Origin of the sequence: Knoellia locipacati (assembly GCF_044791685.1) — a bacterium.
In the GTDB taxonomy this organism is placed as follows: Bacteria; Actinomycetota; Actinomycetes; order Actinomycetales; family Dermatophilaceae; genus Knoellia; species Knoellia locipacati_A.
The window spans coordinates 248,014-270,175 of the sequence record NZ_CP087730.1 but is presented as its reverse complement, the minus strand read 5'-3'; the positions used below and the strand labels follow the sequence as shown (position 1 = coordinate 270,175).

The window sequence follows — 22,162 nt, the reverse complement described above, 5'->3', positions numbered from 1 at the left end:
ACCTGTCAGCACAGACGAACGCTCCCCGCGGTCTCGGTCCGTGGGGAGCGTTCGTGCGTGCGGTGGAGTGCGAGCGGTGCGGTATGCCGTCCGCCCACCCGGTCTCTCACGCCGGCTGGGCGTGCGCGTGGCGACGGGTCGAGGCCACGACGGCACCGACGACGGCCATGCCCGCCACGGCGCCGAGCCCGATCTGGAGGTACTCGACCGCACCGTCGTCGATGACGAGCATGGCTGGGGCGGGGAGTGACGGGCTCGCCGGAGCGGGCGCCGAGTACTGCAGGGACGAGCCGTCCGGCCGAGCGTCCTTGGCGCCGACGCTCGGGCCGGGGTCCTGCCTGGCGTGGGCGGGGACGATGGTGAGGATGCCGGCCACGGCTGTCGTGGCCGCTGCCGCGGCCGCGCGGCGGGAGGTGGTGTGAAGGTTCATGACGCTGTCCTTTCGGGGGGTGACCGGCGGGCCGGTCGGGGGATGTCGGTGAGGTGGTGGTCAGGCGAGGTGAGCGTGTCCGTGACGACGACGGCTGGCTCCGGTGGCGACGGCACCGACGACGACCATGCCGCCGATCACGCCGAGGGCGATCTGGAGGTACTCGACGGCGCCGTCGTCGACGGTCAGCGCCGCGGGTCCGGGGACGGTGACGGAGCCGTCGCTCGTCGTGAGGCCGGTTCCCCCGTCCCTGAGCATCGGGCCCGGGTCCTGACGGGCGTGGGCCGGCGTGACGGTGATGATCGCGGCGAGGGCCGTGGTGGCCAAGGCTCCTGCGGTTCGCCGGGAGGTGGTGTTGAGGTGCATGACGCTGTCCTTTCGTGGTGTGACCGGGATGGACCGGTCGAGGTGCTGGAGCGGGTGCTGCGGCATGTCGACCAGTCCACCCGGGTGCGGTCGCGGCTGGGTCGCGCTCTGGTCGTGGGTGGTCGCGGTTCGGTCGCGACTGCCCCCCGGTGGGTTGGCGCCCTCCGATCGTCAGGCGGCAGTGTGCGCGTGACGACGTCGGGTGCTGGCGACGACGAGGCCGCCGACGGCGGCCATGCCCGCGAGGGCGCCGAGCCCGATCTGGAGGTACCCGACGGCCCCGTCGTCGATGGTGATCGCCGCGGGTCCCGGCGCCGGTGCCTTCGGGGACATCTGGGCCCCCGGGGACGGGATCGGGTTCTGGAGGGTCGAACCGTCCGGCCTGGACGTCGAGGTCCCGGCTGAGACCCGATCGCCGGGGTCGAGCCTGGCGAACGCCGGCGTGACCGTGACCAGGCTCGCGAGGGTGGCCGTCGCGAGGACGCCCGCTGCCCGCCGACTGGTGGTGCTCCCGCGCCTGTGGCCTGGGGTGCTGCTGTGGGTGGTGCTGCTGGGGGCCATGACGGCCTCCTTCCTGTCCGGTGACCGCGCCCCGTGGTACGGCTCTGGGGCAGTGCGGTCGGCCCGTCCCCTGCGGAGGGCTTGGAGTGAGTGAAGGCCGGGCCGGTATCAGTCCGTCGCCGACATTTCGGCGGAGGCGGGGGGCGGGTATCAGGTCGGTATCGCCGCCCCCGCTGCCGTGCTCGCGACGCGGTGGCCGGGCGGATGTGGACCCGCCGCTCGCGCTTCCTACGATGGGAGCCGTGGACGACCTCGTGCGTGGCTGGCCGCTGTGGGCCGTGTTCGCGGGGTTCTGGGTCATCGCGATGCTGCGGTCGAACGCGACCTACTGGGCCGGCCGCGGCCTGAGGGCCGGGGGAGGGCTGACGAGGGTGGGGCGGCACCTCGACCGTCCGGCCGTGGTCCGGACCGAGGAGCTCGTCGACCGCTGGGGCGCACCCGGGGTCGCGCTCAGCTTCCTCACCGTGGGGGTCCAGACCCTCGTCAACGCCGCCGCAGGCGCCCTTCGTATGCCGTTGAGGCACTACGTGCCCGCCACCGCGGTCGGCGCGCTGCTCTGGGCCACGCTCTACACGTCGGTGGGGGTGGCGCTGTGGGACGCGCTCACCGGAGGATCCTGGTGGTGGCTGCTCGTGGTGCCGGCAGTCGTCGGCGTCGTCCTGGGGGCGACGAGGTGGCTCGGCCGGGCGGCCGGCGCCTGACGGCCGAGCTTGTTCCGCCTCGGCCTCAGTCTCAGCCTCTGCCTGCGTCACGGCCTCGCCCGACCCTGTCGTGGACACACGACGAGACGCTCCCCATACCTGTCGATGGGGAGCGTCTCGTCCTGGGCGCTGGTCGGCCCGGCGGTCCGGGCGCAGTTCCGTGATTCGACGGTCACGCCGGGTGGGCGTGGCCGTGCCGACGGGCGCTGCCGGCCACGAGGGCGCCGAGGACCGCCATGCCGCCGACGGCACCGAGTGCGACCTGGAGGTACTCGACCGCGTTGTCGTCGATCGTGATGACGGACGGTCCGGGCCGCGTACTGGTGTCGGGGGTGGAGGGACCCGAGTTCTCGTTCTCCCAGACCCGGAGCTCGGCGGGGGTGGTGACCCCGTCGTCGTTCAGCCCCGACTCGGCGTGGGCGGGCGTGATGGTGACGAGGCCCGCGAGGGCGATGGTGGCGAGGGCTGCTGCGACTCGACCGGTGCTGGAGCTGGTGCTGGTGCGCATGACGCGCTCCTTTCGTGGGGTGACCGGTGATCGGTCCTGAGCCGGCCCGGCCGGACTGGCTTGTGGACCATCGGAGCGGACGTCGATATCGGTCCGACGTCGGGTGTCGATCAGGGCCGTCTCGCCGATATCGGCTGGGTATCGGGAGCGTTGACACGGCGGTGAGGGGGGCGGACATTGAGCCCATGGGCATCGGCGTGCTCGGACCGCTTCTCGTCGACGACCACGCCGCGTTCTCGCCGCGTGACCAGGTCGTCCTCGAGGCACTGGTCGCGGCAGGGGGGACGGCCCTGAGCGCCGAGAGCCTGGCCGAGGCGCTCTGGGGGGAGGAGCCGCCGCCCTCGTGGAAGAAGCTCGTGCCGAGCAGCATCCTGCGGCTCCGCCAGCGACTCGGGCACGGCGCGATCGAGACGACGTCGCACGGATACCGACTGAGCCTGAACGGGGACAGCGTCGACTCGGTGCGGTTCGTCCACCTCGTCGAGCGGGGGCACCAGCTGCTGACCTCCGGGGACGCGGACCGTGCACGTCACGTCCTGCGGGAGGCGCTGGGTCTGTGGCGAGGGCGCGCCCTGGCGGAGATCGCCGACTGGGAGCCGGGTCGGTTCGAGGCCGAGCGGCTCGACGAGGTGCGACGCGAGGCCGAGGAGGCCGTGCTCGACGCCAGCCTCCGGGCCGGCCTCCACGCCGAGTCGGTGGCCGAGGCCCGCACCCGGGTCGCGCAGGAGCCGCTGCGCGAGCGTCGGTGGGCACTTCTCGCCCTCGCGCAGTACCTCTCAGGAGACCAGGGGGACGCGCTCACCACCTTGCGAGAGGCCCGGCGACGGCTCGCCGACGAGCTCGGTCTCGACCCGAGCGCCGAGCTCGCGCGTCTGGAGGATGCCATCCTGCGTCAGGACGCCTCCCTCGTGGCGGCCGTGGCGCTGCCGGAGCCGGCCCCGGAGTGTCCCTACCCAGGCCTTCGGGCCTTCGAGGTGGAGGACGGCGAGGTGTTCTTCGGCCGGACGACCGAGCTCGAACAGTGCCTGAGCCGCCTTATGGAGCAGGGAGTCCTCGTCGTGGCGGGTCCGTCAGGCAGCGGGAAGTCCTCGCTGGTCCGCGCCGGTGTCGTCGCCTCACTGCGACGCAGTCACCGCCCGGTCGAGATCCTCGGGCCCGGACCCGACGGGCTCATCGGGATGCGTCAGCTGGTCGAGTCGGGTTGGAGGGGTGCCGTCGTCGTCGACCAGCTCGAGGAGGTCCTCGCGGCCGGTGGTCCCGAGGCGCGCAACGAACTCGTCGCCGATCTCGTTCGGCACGCCGCCGCCGGGCCGCTCATCATGACCCTTCGAGCCGACCACCTCGAGGACGTGTCGCGGCACCCCGAGCTCTCACGGATCGTCGAACGCGGTCTGTACCTCCTCGGCCCACTCACGGAGGAGAGTTTGCGAGCGGCGATCGAAGGGCCGGCCGCCGAGGCCGCCCTCGTCCTGGAACCCGGCGTCGTCGACGTGCTGCTCAACGAGGTGCTCGACGCGCCGGGGGCTCTGCCGCTCATGGCCCACGTCCTCGAACAGACCTGGCAGCGGCGGGAGGGGCGCACGCTCACGCTCGCGGGTTACCGGGCCTCGGGCGGGATCGAGGGTGCGGTGGCCCAGTCCGCCGAGGGCGTGTTCGACAGCCTCGACGTCGACGACCGCGACGTGCTGCGCGACCTCCTGCGCCGACTCGTGTCGGTGACACCGGACGGTGACCCGGTGCGGGTCTGGGTACCGGTGCGCCGGCTCCCGGAGGACGGGAGCCGCGGCCTCGTGGACCTGCTCGTCCGTGCCCGTCTCCTCGCGGTCGACGAGGGTGTCGTGGCCGTGGCCCACGAGTCCCTCGCACGGGCCTGGCCGCGGCTGCGCGCGTGGCTCGAGGAGGACGTGGAGGGCCAGCACATCCTGCGCCACCTCAGCGCCGCTGCGGACAGCTGGGACGGACTCGACCGCCCCCAGAGCGAGCTCTACCGCGGGATTCGCCTGACCCGCGCCCTCGGGTGGCAGGCCCGGTCGACGGACGCCCTCACGCCGACCGAGAGTGCGTTCCTCAGCGCCTCGGAGGAGGTGGACCGGGCGGCGCGGGAGCAGGAGGCACTGGCCGAGATGAGTCGGCGCCGGCACGGACGGACCACGCGGGCGCTCGTGGCCGGTCTCGTCGCGCTTGTCGTCGTGGCGGTGACGACCGCCGGGGTCGCTGTGCTCCAGCGAGGCAGGGCGGCAGAGGCGGCAGTCGGCCAACGGGCCTCGGCGGCGGCCGCCGCCGCTCGCGAGTCGGCCGATCCGACCGTGGCGATGTTGGCAGGAGTGGAGGCCGTTCGGCTGCGTGACGCACCCGAGACACGTGGTGCACTGCTCGCCGCGCTGACCCGCTGGCCGTCACTGCTCGCCACGCGAGTCGTCGACGACGCCAAGGACATCGACGTGGCGGCCAGCGGACGCGTCGTCCTCGGGCGGGACTCGGCCCTGACGGCGATCGACCCGGACTCACTTGCCGACGAGGCCTCGCAGTTCGGCAGCGCCTCCAGAGTCGACCTCGTCACAGACGGGCGGACGGCGGTCACCGCCAGCGACGGTGGAGAGGTGGAGCTCATCGACCTGGAGAGCGGCGACCGTCAGCAGCTGCGCCCACCCTCGAGAGGGCAGTCGTGGGGCCCCCGGGCCAGCGCAGACGGGGAGGTCGTCGTTGCGGCGGTGACCGGAGTGGACGACGGGAACGGCAGTGCCGTCTTCGCCTGGCGCGGGACCACCCTGCTCGCCACGATCGCGCCGCAGGAGATCACCGACCTGGCGCTGAGCCGGGACGGCAACAGGCTCTACCTCCACCTCCCCGAGCCGGTGGCGACCATCGCCGTCCATGACGTGGCCACCGGTCGCCGTATCGCCTCTGCGCCGCTGCGAGGGTTGGACCGCGTCCTGCCGGCGCAGTCTGGCGTGGTCGAGCCCATGGTGATCAGCCCGGACGGGCGCCTGCTGGCGCTCGGAGGCGCGGAGGTGACCCTGATCGACACCAGCGACCTCACGGTCCAGCGTCGTCTGGAGGGCTCGGACGGCGAGACCCGCTCCCTGGCCTTCTCGCACGACGGCCGGCTCCTGGCCGGCGGCTCGGACGAGAGCTCGGTCGCCGTGTGGGACATCAGGACCCAGCGGATCGAGCGACTGGAGGCCCTGTCGGAGGCGGTCAACAAGGTCGCCTTCTCCTCCGACGCCGGCACGCTCTACACGCTCACCAACGACCACCGGCTGAGCTCGTGGGACCTCACGGGCGACCGGAGCGCTCTGCAGCGCGTGCACTCGGGGCTGGGGCCCGGTCTGGTCGGGGGCGAGCTCGTGGTGCCCGCGCCGACCGGAGACGTCGTGGCGTTCATGTCGCCGACTCCCGGAGCGAGTGACCGCCATGACACCATCGCCTTCCTCGACGTCGCGGCTGGCCGGCTGCTCGAGCCCGTCGAGGGTGAGTACCAGAACTGGGGGGTGTGGCGACCGCCCTCCGACGACCAGCTGGCGGTGCCGGGTGACCGCTCCATCCGGGTGTGGGACTGGAGCAGCCGCTCCACCGTCCTGGACGAGGAAGTGGGTCAAGCTGCCATCGAGGCGCTGGCGTACACGCCGGACGGGCGTCGGCTCATCGTCGGCGAGCGCGCCGGGTACGTCTACGAGGTGGACGCCGACACGTTGGCCCCCACCGGTCCTCGCGCCCGGCTCGTCGGCGACCTGCACGAGGTCATCTCGGCGGGTGCCGACCGGGCGCTGGCCATCCTCGGCACCCGTGACGGCATCGCCTCCACCCTCGTGGACCTGAGGACCGGCCGAACGTCCGGCACGCGGCTCCTCAGTGTGGACGTGGGCCATGCCGAGGTCTCGCCCGACGGCCGTCTCCTCGCGCTGGGCGGCTTCCGCGGCGAGGTGGGCATCCTCGACCTGGCGACGGGCGCCTGGGTCAAGGAGCCGGTGGCGGGCGAGCACCAGGGATTCATCCTTCGGGTGGACTTCTCCTCCGACGGTGCCCTGCTCGTGAGCAGCGGGCAGGACGGCCGGGTGCGCCTGTGGGACGGGCGCACGGGGGCGAAGCGGGAGAGCATCCGGGTGGGGCGGGTCGACGTGCCGTCGTCGGCCATCTTCGAGCAGGACGGCCGGACGCTCTTCCTCGCGGCGGGCGACGGCTCGGTCCAGCGGTGGGACACCTCGGTGTCGAGCTGGGTCGGGCACGCCTGCCGCACAGCTGGACGCAACCTCACGCCGGAGGAGTGGGACGTGCTCTTCGGCACCACGGCGACGTACCACGCAGGATGCTCGGCCGACCAGCTCCGACGCTGAATGGCGCGCAGCCAACCGGCTGAATGACGGGCGAGCCCGAGTCGGCAGAGCCGGGCAGGTGCCCGATGTCGCCGCGCTCAGCGGAAGCCTGTGGCGTGTCACATACCGGGCGCCACCATCCACATGCTGAACGCGCCCCTAGACTCGGCCCTGCGCACAGCGACGTGCCGACCCCACCATCCGGCAACCCCAAAGGATACGCACGTGAGCAAGCCGATCGTCCTGATCGCCGAGGAGCTCAGCCCGGCAACCATCGACGCCCTCGGGCCCGACTTCGAGATCCGCCAGATCGACGGATCCGACCGCTCCCAGCTCCTCCCGGCCCTCGCCGACGTCGATGCCGTCCTCATCCGGTCCGCCACGAAGATGGACTCCGAGGCGATCGCGGCCGCCAAGAACCTCAAGGTCATCGCCCGCGCTGGCGTCGGCCTCGACAACGTCGACGTCCCTGCCGCCACCCAGGCTGGCGTCATGGTCGTCAACGCACCCACCTCCAACATCACGAGCGCTGCCGAGCTCGCCGTCGGCCTGCTCCTCTCGACCGCCCGCAACATTGCGCCGGCCAACCAGGCGCTCAAGGGCGGCGCGTGGAAGCGCAGCAAGTACGGCGGTGTCGAGCTGCTCGACAAGAAGGTCGGCGTCGTCGGCTTCGGCCGCATCGGCCAGCTCGTCGCCGAGCGGCTCAAGGGCTTCGGCATGGAGATCCTCGCCTACGACCCCTACGTCTCGGCGCAGCGTGCCGGCCAGCTCAGTGCCCGCCTCGTGACCCTCGACGAGCTGCTCGCCGAGTCCGACTTCATCACCGTCCACCTCCCGAAGTCGCCCGAGACCCTGGGGCTCCTCGGCAAGGACGCCTTCACCAAGGTCAAGCCGACGGTCCGCATCATCAACGCCGCCCGCGGCGGCATCGTCGACGAGGACGCCCTCGCCGAGGCGCTGCGCGAGGGGCGCGTCGCCGGTGCCGGCATCGACGTCTTCGCGACGGAGCCCACGACCGCGAGCCCGCTCTTTGAGCACGAGTCGGTCGTCGTCACCCCGCACCTCGGTGCCTCCACGGAGGAGGCCCAGGAGAAGGCCGGCGTCGCCGTCGCCAAGTCGGTGCGCCTCGCCCTCAGCGGTGACCTCGTCCCCGACGCCGTCAACGTCTCCGGCGGCGCCGTCGCCGAGGAGGTCCGCCCGGGCATCGACCTCGTCGAGAAGCTCGGTCGCATCTTCACCGGTGTCGCCGGCTCGGTCCCGGTCCAGCTCGACGTCGACGTCCGCGGTGAGATCACCGAGCACGACGTGTCGGTCTGGGAGCTCGCGGCCCTCAAGGGCGTCTTCACCGACGTCACCGAGGACCCGGTGACCTACGTGAACGCGCCGCTGCTGGCCAAGGAGCGCGGCTGCGAGGTTCGCCTGCTCACCGACCCGGTCTCGGACGCGTTCCGCAACGTCACGACGCTGCGCGGCACCCTCGCCGACGGCAGGACGGTCTCGGTGGCCGGCACGCTCACCGGACCCAAGCTCGTCCAGAAGCTCATCGGCATCAACGGCTTCGACCTCGAGGTCCCGATCAGCGACCACATGGCGTTCTTCTCCTACAAGGACCGCCCCGGTGTCGTCGGCGTCATCGGTCGCCTCCTCGGCGAGGCCGACGTCAACATCGGCGGCATGCAGGTCGACCGCGACGACGCCGCGGGCACTGCGCTCGTCGTCCTGACCGTCGACAACAAGATCCCGGCCGACGTCGTCAGGGCGATCGCCTCCGAGGTCGACGCAGACGTGCAGACGGTGGACCTGGTCGACTGAGTTCCGCTGTGGCACAGCGTCTTTGACGCACATCCCGTATGCCGTGCCCTCACCTCCCCAGGTGAGGTCACGGCATACGTGCTTGCGGGTCGGTTGTGCGGATGTCCGATGCCTGTGCTTAGGGTTGGCGGTCAACAGCACCAGACTCAGGAGGGTTTGTGAACCGTACGGATCTCAAGAACAAGGTCGCCGAGAGCACCGAGCTCAGCGGTGCCGACGCGGACCGCGCCATCGGCGCCGTCCTCGACGCCATCACCGAGGCGCTCGTCGCGGGCGACAAGGTGTCGCTGCCCGGCTTCGGCATCTTCGAGACGCGTGAGCGCGCTGCCCGCACCGGGCGCAACCCGCAGACCGGTGAGGCGCTCGAGATCGCCGCGAGCACCGCTGCCGCGTTCAAGCCGGCTGCAGAGCTCAAGCGCAAGCTCGCCAAGAACTGAGGTCTCGCACCTCGACGGATGCCGTGCGCCCACCCCGGTGGGGCACGGCATCCGTGCGTCCGGGGCCGGGCCTGAGACGCCGTCTCAGTGCGTGGGCAGCCCCTACCGGATAGTTGGACGTCCTCATAACCTCGAGACCATGCAGCGGCAGGTACGTCTCATCGTCAGCCGCGGCGGGGTCCGGTAGTCAGCACCCTCGCCGCGGAGACCCCGCGACGCCGCTGACCGGTTCGCCCACACCACGGGCTCGAGCCGACCGATCCGCCCACACCCGAGATGTCGAAGGACTGAAGAACCCATGAGCGAAGAAGCCAAGCAGGCACGTCAGGCACTGCAGGAGTCGCTGGACCTGCGCGACCAGGACCACACGGACGCCTGACGCCCCGCCTGCCCCACCTTTCCCGCCGGGAGTGGGTTTCTCTCACCTCGCGTGGCCGCCGACGCCACGCGAACTGAGAAGAAGCCACATCCGGCGGGAAAGTCATGTGTGGAGGGGTTCACATGGTGGGCACGCGGTCCCGTATCCCGAGGTGAGTTCCTAGGGTGATGACATGATCCAGAGCAGCGCAGCCGACAGCCGACAGGGCGACATCGACCTCGCGGTCATCGCCGGTGACGGGATCGGCCCCGAGGTCGTGGCCGAGGGCCTCAAGGTCCTCGAGGCGGTGACCGCCGGCAGTGGCACCAAGGTGAGCTCGACGGCATACGACCTCGGCGCGAAGCGCTGGAACGCCACCGGTGAGACGCTGCCCGAGAGCGCCCTCGACGAGATCCGCGGCCACGACGCCATCCTGCTCGGCGCCATCGGCGACCCCAGCGTCCCGAGCGGCGTGCTCGAGCGCGGCATCCTCCTGCCGCTGCGCTTCGCCCTCGACCACTTCGTCAACCTGCGTCCGGCCAAGCTCTTCCCCGGCGTCGAGAGCCCCCTCGCCGTCGAGCGCGTGGCCCCCGACGGCATCGACTTCGTCGTCGTCCGCGAGGGCACGGAGGGGCCCTACGTCGGCAACGGCGGCTCGCTGCGCACCGGCACCCCGCACGAGATCGCGACCGAGGTGAGCGTCAACACCCGCTTCGGAGTCGAGCGCGTGGTGCGCGAGGCGTTCGCCCGTGCCCAGGCGCGCCCGCGCCGGCATCTCACGCTCGTGCACAAGCACAACGTCCTCACCCACGCCGGCCACCTGTGGCGGCGCACGGTCGAGGAGCTCGGCGCCGAGTTCCCCGACGTCGAGACCGCCTACCAGCACGTCGACGCGGCGACGATCTTCCTCGTGAACGACCCGGGCCGCTTCGACGTCATCGTCACCGACAACCTCTTCGGCGACATCATCACCGACATCGCCGCCGCCATCGCGGGTGGCATCGGCCTGGCCGCGAGCGGCAACATCAACCCGACCGGTGAGGCGCCGAGCATGTTCGAGCCGATCCACGGCTCCGCGCCGGACATCGCCGGGCAGGGCAAGGCCGACCCGACGGCGACGATCCTGTCGGTCGCGATGCTGCTCGACCACCTGGGACGCGGGGACGAGGCCGCTCGCGTCGAGGCCGCGGTGGCCGCGGACCTCCTCGAGCGGGGCAGCGCCGCACGGACGACGAGCGCCATCGGTGACGCCGTCGTCCAGCGCCTGTCATAGGCTCAGGCACGGCCGCCGAAAGCTCCATTGCGTGGAAGGACCCCTCTGATGACCGACCTCTCGTTCACCGTCGAGCGACGTCAGGACCCGGCCAGCGACGCGCGTCGGGCCGAGATCCACGCGAACCCCGGGTTCGGTGTCCACTTCACCGACCACATGGTCTCGGCGACGTGGACCAAGGGCGAAGGGTGGCACGACGGTCGCGTCACGCCCTACGGCCCGATCCAGCTCATGCCGAGCGCGGCCGTGCTGCACTACGCGCAGGAGATCTTCGAGGGCATGAAGGCCTACCGCCACGCGGACGGCTCCGTCTGGACCTTCCGTCCCGAGGCCAACGCCGCCCGGATGGCCCGCAGCGCCCGGCGGCTCGCCCTGCCCGAGCTCTCCGAGGCCGACTTCATCGGGTCGCTCAAGGCGCTGCTCGCCGTCGACGAGGCGTGGGTCCCGCCGGCCGACGGCAGTGAGGCAAGCCTCTACCTGCGTCCGTTCATGTACGCCTCCGAGTCCTTCCTCGGGGTGCGCCCGGCCAACGAGGTGACCTACTCGGTCATCGCCTCGCCCGCCGGTCCCTACTTCCCGGGTGGCCTCAAGCCCGTGACCCTGTGGATCTCGCAGGACTACGCCCGCGCCGGCGCGGGTGGCACGGGCGCCGCCAAGTGCGGTGGCAACTACGCCTCCTCGCTCGCCGGCCAGCTCGAGGGCATCGAGAACGGCTGCGACCAAGCCGTCTTCCTCGACTCGGCCACGCACGAGCTCATCGAGGAGCTCGGCGGGATGAACCTCTTCTTCTTGCGCCGTGACGGGGAGCTCGTCACGCCCGAGCTCTCCGGCACGATCCTCGAGGGCATCACGCGCAGCTCGATCCTCGAGTTCGCCAAGGACCTCGACCTCACGCCGGTCGAGCGCAAGGTGCCGATCCAGGAGTGGAAGGACGGCGTCGCGTCCGGCGACATCGTCGAGATCTTCGCGTGCGGGACCGCCGCGGTCATCACCCCGGTGGGCGAGCTGCGCTGGGAGGGCGGCACGGCGCCTGCCGTCGGCGGGCCCGAGGGTGGCGAGGTCACGCGCACCATCCGCTCGCGGCTGCTCGACATCCAGTACGGCCGCGCCGAGGACACCCGCGGCTGGCTCACCCGGCTGGTCTGAGTCCTGCCGAAGGTGCGGGGCGTCGCGGTCGTCGCCGCAAAAGGTCCGCGAACAGACCATTGACGCGGTATGCCGTCTGGGTGTTGTCTTTCCGTCACTGACGTCCTCGGACCAAAGGGTCCGGGAACAGACCTTTGATGGAGAGTGCCATGGCGTCTCAGGCGGACAGCGCGACCACGGGTGACCACCGCAGTGACCAGCACGACGACGAGGCCATGCTGGCCGAGCTCGGCTACAAGCAGGAGCTCCACCGTGGGATGAGCGGCTTCAGCAACTTCGCCGTCTCGTTCTCGATCATCTCGATCCTCGCCGGCTGCATCACCACCTACTACCTCGCGATGGACGCCGGTGGGCCGGTCGCCATCTCGATCGGGTGGCCGCTCGTCGGCATCTTCGTCCTCTGCGTCGCCATGGCGATGGCCGAGATCTGCTCGGTGTACCCGACGGCAGGCGGCCTCTACTACTGGGCCGGCAAGCTCGCTCGCCGCAACAAGCGGGTCTGGGCGTGGTACGTCGGATGGTTCAACTTCCTCGGCGAGGTGGCCGTGACGGCGGCCATCGACTACGGCGCGGCGGTGACGTGGATGGCGCTGCTCAACCTCGTCTTCGGCGTCGAGGTCTCGCTCGCGTCGACGTTCGTCGCCTTCGTCGTCATCATCGTGCTTCATGGGCTGCTCAACACCTTCGGCGTCGACCTCGTCAAGCTGCTCTCCAACGTCAGCGCCTGGTGGCACCTCGCCGGCGTGGGCATCATCGTGGCCATCCTCTGGCTCGTCCCCGACCAGCACCAGACGCTGTCGTGGACCTTCACCGAGTTCAGGAACGCGACCGGTTTCGAGGGCGAGATCTTCGGCTTCCTGCCCTATGCGTTCCTCGTCGGCCTGCTCATGGCGCAGTACACCTACACCGGCTACGACGCCTCGGCCCACGTCGCCGAGGAGACGATGAACGCCTCGGTCGAGGCACCCAAGGGCATCGTGCGCTCGGTGTGGGTCTCGATCCTCGCCGGGTGGATCCTGCTCGTGTCGGTGACCGCGGCGATCCAGGACTACGACGCGCAGCGCGCCACCGAGACGGGCCTGCCGCCCGCTCAGATCTTCATCGACGCGGCTGGTGCCGGCCTGGGCAAGACAATGCTCTTCATCTGCGCCGTCGCCCAGTTCTTCTGCGGCATGGCGTCGGTGACGGCCAACTCGCGCATGTCCTACGCCTTCTCGCGCGACAACGCCCTGCCCGGCTCGCAGCTCTGGTCGAAGGTGAACCCCCGCACCGGCACCCCGACGAACTCGATCTGGCTCTGCGTCGTCTGCTCGGTCGTCGTGGCGCTGCCGGCGCTGTGGAGCATCGTCGCCTACGCCGCCGTGACGTCGATCGCCGTCATCGGCCTCTACATCGCCTACGTCGTGCCGGTCTTCCTGCGACGCACCAACCCGGAGTTCCGCGCCGGCCGGTGGAACCTCGGGCGGTGGAGCGCGCCGATCGGTTGGATCGCGATCGTGTGGGTGGCCATCATCGTCGTCCTGTTCATGCTGCCGGCCTACGCGCCCGGCACCTGGGGCGATGCGACGTTCAACTACGCGCCGCTGGCCGTGCTGTTCGTGCTCACCTTCTCGACCATCTCCTGGTTCATCGGCGGCCGGAAGCACTTCATGGTCGATGTGCCCAAGGGTCACGACACCAAGCCGCCGTCCGAGATCTTCCAGTGAGCACCGCGACCCGCCTTGTGTGCCTGAGCGCGCCTTCTGGCTCGCGCTCAGGCACACAAGGCTTGGGTATGCCGTGACCGCGCACCTGCCGGACGTGGGGCGGCTGCCTGCAGCCGTCCTCCGTCCGGCGACGGCGAACGTCTTCGAGACGACGGTCGAGCAGCTCGCGACGGCCATCCGCCTCGGGGTCTTCGTCCACGGCGAGCAGCTGCCGCCCGAGCGCGAGCTCTCCGAGCGTCTCGGCGTCTCGCGCAACACCCTGCGGGACGCCATCGCGGCCCTGCGCGACACCGGTCTCGTCACGACCCGGCGAGGACGCGGTGGCGGGACGGTCGTCACCTACGTCACGCCCGAGCCGGGGTCGTCCTCGACCACGTCCTCGGTGTCCGCGAGGCGCGGTGCGGCACTCGCCGATGCCCTGGACTTCCGGCGGATCGTCGAGCCCGGCGCCGCCTGGCTCGCAGCCCGGCAGCAGCTCGCCGGCGACCAGCGGGCCTGGCTCGTCGCGTCGGCCGCTGAGGTGTGGGAGGCCGCCGACACCGGTGCCCACCGGATCGCCGACAGCCGCTTCCACCTGGTAGTGGCGACCCTGTCCGGATCGCCCATGCTCATCGAGTCGGTGACCCGCGCCCAGGCGGCCCTCGGTGAGATGCTCGGGGCCATCCCCGTCCTGCCACGCAACATCACGCACTCGTGCGAGCAGCACGACGCCGTGGTCGCGGCCATCCTGGAGGGCGACGCCGACGCGGCTCGTGCTGGGATGGAGGAGCACTGCGACGCGACCTCGGCCCTGCTCAGGGGACTTCTCGGATGACGAAGGAGAGCGACACATGACCGGATCCATCCACGCCGGGGGACCGAGACAGCTCACCCTCGACGACCTGCGCGAGGGCGCGGCCAGCGGCGAGCTCGACACCGTCGTCGTCGCCTTCACCGACATGCAGGGCAGGCTCACCGGCAAGCGGCTGCACGCGGCATACTTCCTCGACCACGTCCTCGAGGGCGGGGTCGAGGGCTGCAACTACCTCCTCGCGGTCGACGTCGACATGAACACCGTCGACGGCTACGCGATGTCGTCCTGGGAGAAGGGCTACGGCGACTTCGAGCTCGTCCTCGACCTCGACACGCTGCGCCGCACGCCCGGTCAGCCGCACTCGGTGACGGTCCAGTGCGACCTCGCCTGGCTCGACGGCTCCGGCCCGGTCCGGCAGTCACCACGAGGGATCCTCCGGGCGCAGGTCGAGCGGGCCGCCGAGCTCGGCTGGACCGCGATCGCCGGCACCGAGCTCGAGTTCATCGTCTTCGAGGACACCTACGCGTCGGCCTGGGACCGGCGCTACGTCGGGCTCACCGGGGCCAACCGCTACAACGTCGACTACTCGATCACCGGCGGGACCGTCGTCGAGCCGTTGCTGCGCGAGATCCGCAACGAGCTGTATGCCGCGGGCGTGACCGTCGAGGGGGCCAAGGGGGAGTGCAACTACGGCCAGCACGAGATCGGCTTCCTCTACGACGAGGTGGTGCGTACGTGCGACAACCACGTCATCTACAAGACCGCGGCCAAGGAGCTCGCCGCCAAGCACGGGATGTCGCTGACCTTCATGGCGAAGTACGACGAGCGTGAGGGCAACTCGTGCCACATCCACCTGTCGCTGCGCGGTCTCGACGGCGAGGTGGTCTTCGCCGACGACGAGCGCGAGGGTGGGCAGAGCGAGCTGCATGACCAGTTCCTTGCGGGCGTGCTCGCGACGATGCGCGAGTTCACCTACTTCTATGCGCCGAACATCAACTCCTACAAACGGTTCGCGCCGGGCTCGTTCGCGCCGACGGCCATCGCCTGGGGGCGGGACAACCGCACGTGCGCCCTCCGGGTGGTGGGTCACGGCGCCGGCCTCCGGATGGAGAACCGCGTGCCGGGCGGAGACGTCAACCCCTACCTCGCGGTCGCCGCGATGCTGGCCGGAGGGCTGTACGGGATCGAGCAGGGACTCGAGCTCGAGCCGGCCTTCGAGGGCAACGCCTACCTCGCCGACGTCGACACGGTGCCGAGCACCCTGCGCGAGGCGCGCGACCTGCTGGCAGGCTCGGCCGTCGCGCGCCAGGTCTTCGGTGACGACGTCGTCGACCACTACGTCAACGCCGCCGACGTCGAGCTCAAGGCGTTCGATGCGGCGGTGACCGACTGGGAACGCATCCGAGGCTTCGAAAGACTCTGACCCAGCGACTTATTGCGACTTTCGGCGCCGACCGCAGTCGAGCCACTGACCGTGGAAGCCGCCGAAAGTCGCAATAAGTCGCAACACGCCGAAAGTCGCAAGAAGTCGAAAGGAAGGCCGACACCATGAGCACCACGCATGACGTCATCAACCCGGCGACCGAGGAGACGGTGCGGAGCATCGAGCTCGTGGGCGTCGAGGAGACCGACGAGGCGGTGGCGCGGGCGGTCGAGGTCGGCCCGGCGTGGCGAGCCCTCGCGCCCGCCGATCGTGGCCGCCTCCTGCGGCGCTTCAGCGAGGTCGTCGACGACCACCTCGAGGAGCTCGCCCTGCTCGAGGTCGAGAACGCCGGCCACACCATCGGCAACGCACGGTGGGAGGCGGGCAACGTCCGCGACGTCCTCGCCTACTACTCGGCAGCACCCGAGCGGCTGTTCGGGCGGCAGATCCCCGTCGCCGGGGGGCTCGACGTCACCATCAAGGAGCCGCTCGGCGTCGTCTCGGTGATCGTGCCGTGGAACTTCCCCATGCCCATCGCGGGCTGGGGCTTCGCACCTGCCCTGGCGGCCGGCAACACCATCGTCCTCAAGCCGGCCGAGCTCACCCCGCTCACCGCGATGCGGCTCGGCGAGCTCGCCCTCGAGGCCGGGATCCCCGAGGGGGTCTTCACCGTTCTGCCGGGCAAGGGCTCGGTCGTGGGGGAGCGGTTCGTCACCCACCCCGACGTCCGCAAGGTCTGCTTCACCGGCTCGACGGCGGTCGGGCAGGGGATCATGCGCAAGGCCGCCGACCAGCTCAAGCGGGTCACGCTCGAGCTCGGCGGCAAGTCCGCCAACATCGTCTTCGCGGACGCCGACCTCGACGCGGCGGCTTCTGCGGCACCGATGTCGTTCCTCGACAACGCCGGGCAGGACTGCTGCGCCCGCACCCGAATCCTCGTGCAGCGCAGCGTCTTCGACAGCTTCATGGAGCGCTTCGAGTCGGCGATGCGCGATGTCCGGGTCGGGGACCCGCGGGACGAGAGCACCCAGATGGGTCCGCTCGTCAGCGCGGGCCAGCGCGACACGGTCCGTGGCTTCGTCGAGGAGTCCGAGACGACTGTCGACGTGGCGTTCCGCGGCACCGCCCCCGAGGGTGCGGGCTACTGGTACCCACCGACCGTCGTCCTGCCGGGCGCCACTTCCGACCGGGTCTGGCAGGACGAGATCTTCGGACCCGTCGTGGGGGTCATGCCCTTCGACGACGAGGGTGACGCCATCCGTCTCGCGAACGACACGGCATACGGGCTGTCGGGATCGATCTGGACGCGCGACGTCGGGAGGGCGATCCGCGTCTCGCGGGCGGTCGAGGCCGGCAACCTCTCGGTCAACAGCCACAGCAGCGTGCGCTACTCGACCCCCTTCGGTGGCTACAAGGCGAGCGGCATCGGCCGCGAGCTCGGTCCGGACGCGCTCGACTCCTTCACCGAGGTCAAGAACATCTTCATCAGCACCGAGGGCTGACGTCCACCACCACGGAAAGGCTTGCAACACATGGGAACTCGTCTTGAGGGCAAGGTCGCCGTCGTCACCGGGGGGTGCTCCGGGATCGGCCTTGCGACCGTGCGCCGCTTCGCGGAGGAGGGCGCCACGGTCGTCATCGGCGACCTCGACGACGCGAACGGCACATCCATCGCCGACGAGGTCGGGGGCGCCTTCGTCCACTGCGACGTCACCGACAAGGACCAGGTCGACGCGCTCTTCGCCACGGCCAAGGAGCGGTTCGGCAGCGTCGACATCGCGTTCAACAACGCCGGCATCAGCCCGCCCGAGGACGACTCGATCCTCGACACCGACCTCGATGCGTGGCGCAGGGTGCAGGAGGTCAACCTCACCTCGGTCTACCTGTGCTGCAAGGCGGCGATCCCCTACATGCTCGAGCAGGGCAAGGGCTCGATCATCAACACGGCGTCGTTCGTCGCGGTCATGGGTGCGGCGACGTCGCAGATCTCCTACAGCGCGTCCAAGGGCGGTGTCCTGTCGATGTCGCGGGAGCTCGGCGTGCAGTTCGCGCGCCAGGGGGTGCGGGTCAACGCGCTGTGCCCGGGGCCGGTCAACACGCCGCTGCTGCGGGAGCTGTTCGCCAAGGACGAGGAGCGCGCCGCGCGCCGGCTCGTGCACGTGCCGATGGGCCGCTTCGGCGAGCCGGAGGAGATGGCCAACGCCGTGCTCTTCCTCGCCTCCGACGAGTCGAGCTTCATCACCGCCAACACCTTCCTCGTCGACGGCGGCATCTCCGGCGCCTACGTCACCCCCCTCTGAGCGCCGTGGCAGCGCGGTCCGGGCGCCCGGTCATCGGCGTCACGTCCTATGTCGAGCCGGTCGTGCGCGGCGACTGGACCGACCAGGCGAGCACGGTCCTGCCGCACGGCTACGTCGAGCACCTCGAGCGGGCCGGTGCGATCGCTGTCGTGCTGCCGCCGCGCCTCGACGCCGACGAGGAGCTCGTCTCAGGGGTGCTCGCGCGCCTCGACGGCGTGGTCATCGCCGGCGGTGCCGACGTCGAGCCGAGCCGGTATGCCGCCCTCCCGCACGCGAGCCTGCAGGCGGCGCGTCCCGACCGGGACACCTTCGAGATCGCGGTGGCCCGGGTGACGGCACGCACGCGCCTGCCGCTGCTCGGGATCTGCCGAGGGATGCAGGTGATGGCCGTCGCCGCCGGTGGCACGCTCGAGCAGCACGTCCCCGACCGGGTGGGCCACACCTCGCACAGCCCGTCGCCGGGTGTCTACGCCTCGCACCACGTCTCGGTGGTCGAGGGCACCCGGCTCGCCTCGATCCTCGGCACCGACCCGATCGACGTCCCGACCTACCACCACCAGGCCGTGGCGACCCACCCCGGACACGTGCCGAGTGCGTGGCACGAGGACGGCACGCTGGAGGCGATGGAGGACCCCGACCACCCGTTCCGGCTCGGAGTCCAGTGGCACCCGGAGGCGGGGGAGGACGGTCGACTCTTCGACGCGTTCGTGGAGGCATGCGCAGACTTCGGGTCGATGGGGTGACACTGGACCGGTGAGAGTTCCTGGACTGGCAGTGGCAGCAGGCGGTGTCGGCCTGGCGGCCTGGCTCGTGCGAGCGGGGCGACCCATTCCCGAGGCGATCGGCGGGCGGGCCACGGGTGCTCGTGCCGCCCGGATGGCCGAGTCGCCGGAGTGGTCCAACGGCAGGTTCCACAACCAGCAACTGCGCTTCGAGCCCTCGTCGCGCTCCATCGCCGGCAGCGTCAAGGAGCTCATCGCCGGCCGCCAGGAGCGACACCCGGTCGGCGACGTGCCCCTCGTGCGCGAGCCCCTCGGTGAGCTCCCCGAGGGGACGCACGTCAGCTGGCTCGGACACTCGACGGTGCTCGTGCAGGTCGAGGGTGCCGTGGTGCTGCTCGACCCCGTGTGGAGCGACCGCTGCTCACCCTCGCAGCAGGTGGGGCCGCGCCGCCTCCACCCCGTGCCCGTCGCGCTGCGTGACCTGCCGCCGGTCGACGCCGTCGTCATCTCGCACGACCACTACGACCACCTCGACATGGACTCCGTCAAGGAGCTCGCCGAGCTGCGGCCGGAGACGCGCTTCGTCGTGCCGCTCGGTGTCGGGGCGCACCTCGAGAAGTGGGGCATCCCGACCGACCGCATCGACGAGCTCGACTGGCACGAGGACACCAAGGTCGCCGGGGTGCGGCTCGTCGCGACCCCCGCCCAGCACTTCTCCGGCCGAGGGCTCGCGCGGGACGGCACGCTCTGGGCCTCCTGGGTCCTCGAGGGTGAGTCGGCCAAGGTCTTCTACTCGGGGGACACCGGCTACTTCATCGGGTTCGCGCAGGTCGGTGAGCGCTACGGGCCCTTCGACGTCGCGCTCGTCCAGGTCGGCGCCTACGACGACGGGTGGCCGACGATCCACATGACTCCCGAGCACGGCGTCGAGGCGACGCTCGACGTCGGCGCCGAGGTCATGGTGCCGGTGCACTGGGGGACCTTCAACCTCGCGTTCCACCCGTGGAGCGAGCCGATCGAGCGCGTGCTCGTCGAGGCCGAGCGACGGGGTGTGACGGTCGTCGTCCCACGGCCCGGCGAGCGGATCGACGTCTCGGCCGTCCCGTTCGAGCCGACCTACTGGTGGCGCTCCGTCACCTGAAACCCGGTCGCCCCGCCAGCGGACCACTGGTTGACTCGCGGGGTGGACGAGACCCCCGGCTATTACGAGCACCTGACCTTCATCGCACCGCTGTCGGAGGCGAGGGCGGACGCGCTCGCCCACCGCCTGGCCGCCCGTTCGCCCGGCACCCTGCTCGACGTCGGGTGCGGCTGGGGTGAGCTGCTCCTGCGGGTCGGCGCGCGGGCGCCCGAGGCCACGGGCTTGGGTGTCGACACCGAGGAGCGGCACCTCGAGCGGGCCCGGGCCCGGGCGCGCGAGCTCGGTGTCGACTCCCGCGTGACGTTCGCCAACCGCCCCGGTGACGAGCTCACCGAGCCCGCCGACGTCGTCATCTGCATCGGATCGTCGCAGGCCTTCGGGGAGTCGGCGGCCGACGCGCTCACCGCCCTGCGCCCTCTCGTCCGGCCCGGTGGGTGCCTCGTCCTGGGGGAGGGGACGTGGGAGGTGCGGGGGCCGGTCGAGGTCGACCGGGTGTGGGACGACGTGGTCAACCTGCCGTCGATCGCCGGGCTCGCCGACCTGGCCGTGGACGCCGGCTACCGGCCGCTGTGGGTCGAGACCGCGAGCCAGGACGAGCTGTTCGCGTTCGAGTCGGGCTACCTCGCCGACCTCGAGGAGTGGCTCATGCGCCACGACGACGCCGAGGTCCGCGCCCGGGCGGACGAGCACCGTTCACGCTGGCTGCACGGCTACCGCAACGCCTTCGGGTTCGCCTTCCTGACCCTCGGGGTCCCGGACCTGTCCACAGCCGGCTGACGTGTCGGACGCCGTCCACAGGTGGCGGCGCAGCCGTCACGGTCGGTCGGTCGCCGGTGCGATGCTGGGCACTCACTTCCAAGAGAGAGGGGCAGCAGATGGACAGCACGACCGATGCCGAGCTGGTCGACCTCGCGATCCGGTCGCTGAACCTCAGCCGCACCCGCGCCTTCGACGACGTCGCCGTCGTGCTTGCCCAGCGGTGTGCCACGGACGAGGGCGCACGGTCGGTCCTCACCGCCCTCGTCACCGGCCTGCGTCAGGCAGCAACCGGTGCCTGGCAGCGCGGGTGGCAACCCTCCGACGTCCACCGGATGGCCGTGCGTCGGCTCTCGACCGAAGAGCAGGCGTTCGTCGTCGACGCCATGAGCGACGAGATCGACCGCCATGCCGCGGCAACCGTGGACCCGTCGTGGTTCGCCCAGCTGTCAGGCCTCGACGGCCGGGTCTGGTGGCCGCGCTCGCAGACCTGGCTCGACGCGCACCGTGTGCGCGGGCTCGACTGGTTGACGCTGGTCTCCCAGGCGCTGACCGTCATGCACCTCTTCCAGTGGGTCCCGGCCATCGAGCGCCTCACCGCCATCCCCGGGGACTTCCGCCCCGCTGCGGTCGAGGAGCCGATGGGTGGGTCGCGAACGTCCCGGCCGGCCGACGTGGACTCGAGGATCCTCGAGCGGGTGCGGATGCTGCTCGCCAAGGCGGAGTCGACGACCTTCGCAGCCGAGGCCGAGACCTTCACCGCCGGTGCGCAGGCGCTCATGGCGCGGCACAGCATCGATGCCGCTCTGCTCGCCGCCGAAGCCGGCGAGCAGTCGCTCGCAGGTGGACCACACGGGCGCCGCATCGGGATCGACACGCCCTACGACCGACCGAAGGCCTCCCTGCTCACCGCCGTGGCCTCGGCCAACAGCTGCCGCATGGTGTGGACGCGCGAGCTCGGCTTCGGCACGGTGGTCGGCTTCGAGTCCGACCTCGAGTCCGTCGAGCTGCTCTTCACGTCACTGCTCGTCCAGGCGAACTCGGCGATGCTGGCCGAGGGCTCGCGCGAGGACCATCACGGACGCAGCCGGACCAGGGCGTTCCGGTCGTCATTCCTCACGGCCTACGCACACCGGATCGGCGAGCGCCTCCGGCAGGTCGCGCGGGAGGAGATGGAGTCGGCGGCGCCGGCCGCGAGCTCGAGGGGGCAGGAGCTCGTCCCGCTCATGGCTGCGCGCACCGAGCGCGTCGAGCAGACCGTCGGCGAGTGGTTCCCCTCGCTGACGCGGCGGAGGACACAGTTGGTGCGCGACGCCGAGGGATGGCACGTGGGGCGGGCCGCAGCCGACCGCGCACGCCTCGACGGCACGGCACCGCGCGACCGGGTGGGCCGTCGCCGCACCGGCTGAGACGTCC

Annotated in this window: 19 protein-coding genes; 15 read left to right on the top strand and 4 right to left on the bottom strand. The window is 71.1% G+C overall.

The window, feature by feature from the left end:
* Nucleotides 1-106: 106 nt before the first annotated feature.
* The 3 genes from LL946_RS01285 to LL946_RS01275 form a co-directional block, all read right to left on the bottom strand.
* Nucleotides 107-430: a hypothetical protein gene (locus LL946_RS01285; protein ID WP_404383980.1), complete on the bottom strand. Its 324-nt coding sequence runs from the start codon at nt 428-430 to the stop codon at nt 107-109.
* 60 nt (nt 431-490) lie between these two features.
* On the bottom strand, nt 491-862 hold the full coding sequence (locus LL946_RS01280; RefSeq protein WP_404383978.1) for a hypothetical protein: 372 nt from the start codon (nt 860-862) through the stop codon (nt 491-493).
* 105 nt (nt 863-967) lie between these two features.
* On the bottom strand, nt 968-1,357 hold the full coding sequence (locus LL946_RS01275) for a hypothetical protein (protein WP_404383976.1): 390 nt from the start codon (nt 1,355-1,357) through the stop codon (nt 968-970).
* Between the two features lie 242 nt (nt 1,358-1,599).
* Between LL946_RS01275 and LL946_RS01270 the strand changes: the two genes are divergently transcribed.
* The gene (locus LL946_RS01270; RefSeq protein WP_404383974.1) at nt 1,600-2,058 is read left to right on the top strand and encodes a DedA family protein; all 459 of its coding nucleotides are present in this window, start codon (nt 1,600-1,602) and stop codon (nt 2,056-2,058) included.
* 172 nt (nt 2,059-2,230) lie between these two features.
* On the opposite strand, the gene LL946_RS01265 is transcribed toward LL946_RS01270, so the two are convergent.
* Nucleotides 2,231-2,566, bottom strand: a complete 336-nt coding sequence (locus LL946_RS01265) for a hypothetical protein (RefSeq protein ID WP_404383972.1) — start codon at nt 2,564-2,566, stop codon at nt 2,231-2,233.
* Nucleotides 2,567-2,751: 185 nt separating this feature from the next.
* Here LL946_RS01265 and LL946_RS01260 point away from each other — a divergent pair, with 185 nt between their 5' ends.
* The 14 genes from LL946_RS01260 (at nt 2,752) to LL946_RS01195 (ending at nt 22,155) form a co-directional block, all read left to right on the top strand.
* Complete coding sequence (locus LL946_RS01260; protein ID WP_404383970.1) at nt 2,752-6,900, top strand: BTAD domain-containing putative transcriptional regulator; 4,149 nt, start codon at nt 2,752-2,754, stop codon at nt 6,898-6,900.
* Nucleotides 6,901-7,104: 204 nt separating this feature from the next.
* Nucleotides 7,105-8,691 (top strand): phosphoglycerate dehydrogenase, encoded by a 1,587-nt coding sequence (gene serA / locus LL946_RS01255; RefSeq protein ID WP_404383968.1) that lies wholly within the window; start codon nt 7,105-7,107, stop codon nt 8,689-8,691.
* Nucleotides 8,692-8,849: 158 nt separating this feature from the next.
* Nucleotides 8,850-9,128, top strand: a complete 279-nt coding sequence (locus LL946_RS01250) for an HU family DNA-binding protein (protein ID WP_404383966.1) — start codon at nt 8,850-8,852, stop codon at nt 9,126-9,128.
* A 551-nt stretch (nt 9,129-9,679) separates the two neighbouring features.
* Nucleotides 9,680-10,759 carry a 3-isopropylmalate dehydrogenase gene (locus tag LL946_RS01245; RefSeq protein WP_404383964.1) on the top strand — a complete coding sequence of 360 codons (1,080 nt, stop codon included), beginning with the start codon at nt 9,680-9,682 and terminating at the stop codon, nt 10,757-10,759.
* Nucleotides 10,760-10,807: 48 nt separating this feature from the next.
* On the top strand, nt 10,808-11,905 hold the full coding sequence (locus LL946_RS01240) for a branched-chain amino acid aminotransferase (RefSeq protein ID WP_404383962.1): 1,098 nt from the start codon (nt 10,808-10,810) through the stop codon (nt 11,903-11,905).
* Between the two features lie 149 nt (nt 11,906-12,054).
* Complete coding sequence (locus LL946_RS01235; RefSeq protein ID WP_404383960.1) at nt 12,055-13,611, top strand: amino acid permease; 1,557 nt, start codon at nt 12,055-12,057, stop codon at nt 13,609-13,611.
* Between the two features lie 73 nt (nt 13,612-13,684).
* On the top strand, nt 13,685-14,425 hold the full coding sequence (locus LL946_RS01230; RefSeq protein ID WP_404383958.1) for a FadR/GntR family transcriptional regulator: 741 nt from the start codon (nt 13,685-13,687) through the stop codon (nt 14,423-14,425).
* Between the two features lie 16 nt (nt 14,426-14,441).
* Nucleotides 14,442-15,827, top strand: coding sequence for a glutamine synthetase family protein (locus tag LL946_RS01225; protein ID WP_404383956.1), 1,386 nt, complete (start codon nt 14,442-14,444; stop codon nt 15,825-15,827).
* A 125-nt stretch (nt 15,828-15,952) separates the two neighbouring features.
* The gene (locus tag LL946_RS01220) at nt 15,953-17,329 is read left to right on the top strand and encodes an aldehyde dehydrogenase family protein (RefSeq protein ID WP_404383954.1); all 1,377 of its coding nucleotides are present in this window, start codon (nt 15,953-15,955) and stop codon (nt 17,327-17,329) included.
* A gap of 30 nt (nt 17,330-17,359) precedes the next feature.
* Complete coding sequence (locus LL946_RS01215) at nt 17,360-18,127, top strand: 3-oxoacyl-ACP reductase (protein WP_404383952.1); 768 nt, start codon at nt 17,360-17,362, stop codon at nt 18,125-18,127.
* 5 nt (nt 18,128-18,132) lie between these two features.
* Entirely contained in the window at nt 18,133-18,870 is a 738-nt protein-coding gene (locus tag LL946_RS01210; RefSeq protein WP_404383950.1) for a gamma-glutamyl-gamma-aminobutyrate hydrolase family protein, read from the top strand.
* Between the two features lie 10 nt (nt 18,871-18,880).
* Nucleotides 18,881-19,990, top strand: coding sequence for an MBL fold metallo-hydrolase (locus LL946_RS01205; RefSeq protein ID WP_404383948.1), 1,110 nt, complete (start codon nt 18,881-18,883; stop codon nt 19,988-19,990).
* Nucleotides 19,991-20,032: 42 nt separating this feature from the next.
* On the top strand, nt 20,033-20,767 hold the full coding sequence (locus LL946_RS01200) for an SAM-dependent methyltransferase (RefSeq protein ID WP_404383946.1): 735 nt from the start codon (nt 20,033-20,035) through the stop codon (nt 20,765-20,767).
* Nucleotides 20,768-20,865: 98 nt separating this feature from the next.
* Nucleotides 20,866-22,155: a DUF2786 domain-containing protein gene (locus LL946_RS01195; RefSeq protein WP_404383944.1), complete on the top strand. Its 1,290-nt coding sequence runs from the start codon at nt 20,866-20,868 to the stop codon at nt 22,153-22,155.
* Nucleotides 22,156-22,162 lie beyond the last annotated feature (7 nt).

What these genes read in the sequence shown, in the direction of transcription:
- LL946_RS01285 (WP_404383980.1), bottom strand. Translation starts at nt 430, where the DNA reads ATGAACCTTCACACCACCTCCCGCCGCGCGGCCGCGGCAGCGGCCACG.
- LL946_RS01280 (WP_404383978.1), bottom strand. Translation starts at nt 862, where the DNA reads ATGCCGCAGCACCCGCTCCAGCACCTCGACCGGTCCATCCCGGTCACA.
- LL946_RS01275 (WP_404383976.1), bottom strand. Translation starts at nt 1,357, where the DNA reads ATGGCCCCCAGCAGCACCACCCACAGCAGCACCCCAGGCCACAGGCGC.
- LL946_RS01265 (WP_404383972.1), bottom strand. Translation starts at nt 2,566, where the DNA reads ATGCGCACCAGCACCAGCTCCAGCACCGGTCGAGTCGCAGCAGCCCTC.
- LL946_RS01260 (WP_404383970.1), top strand. Translation starts at nt 2,752, where the DNA reads ATGGGCATCGGCGTGCTCGGACCGCTTCTCGTCGACGACCACGCCGCG.
- LL946_RS01245 (WP_404383964.1), top strand. Translation starts at nt 9,680, where the DNA reads ATGATCCAGAGCAGCGCAGCCGACAGCCGACAGGGCGACATCGACCTC.
- LL946_RS01240 (WP_404383962.1), top strand. Translation starts at nt 10,808, where the DNA reads ATGACCGACCTCTCGTTCACCGTCGAGCGACGTCAGGACCCGGCCAGC.
- LL946_RS01235 (WP_404383960.1), top strand. Translation starts at nt 12,055, where the DNA reads ATGGCGTCTCAGGCGGACAGCGCGACCACGGGTGACCACCGCAGTGAC.
- LL946_RS01225 (WP_404383956.1), top strand. Translation starts at nt 14,442, where the DNA reads ATGACCGGATCCATCCACGCCGGGGGACCGAGACAGCTCACCCTCGAC.
- LL946_RS01220 (WP_404383954.1), top strand. Translation starts at nt 15,953, where the DNA reads ATGAGCACCACGCATGACGTCATCAACCCGGCGACCGAGGAGACGGTG.
- LL946_RS01215 (WP_404383952.1), top strand. Translation starts at nt 17,360, where the DNA reads ATGGGAACTCGTCTTGAGGGCAAGGTCGCCGTCGTCACCGGGGGGTGC.
- LL946_RS01195 (WP_404383944.1), top strand. Translation starts at nt 20,866, where the DNA reads ATGGACAGCACGACCGATGCCGAGCTGGTCGACCTCGCGATCCGGTCG.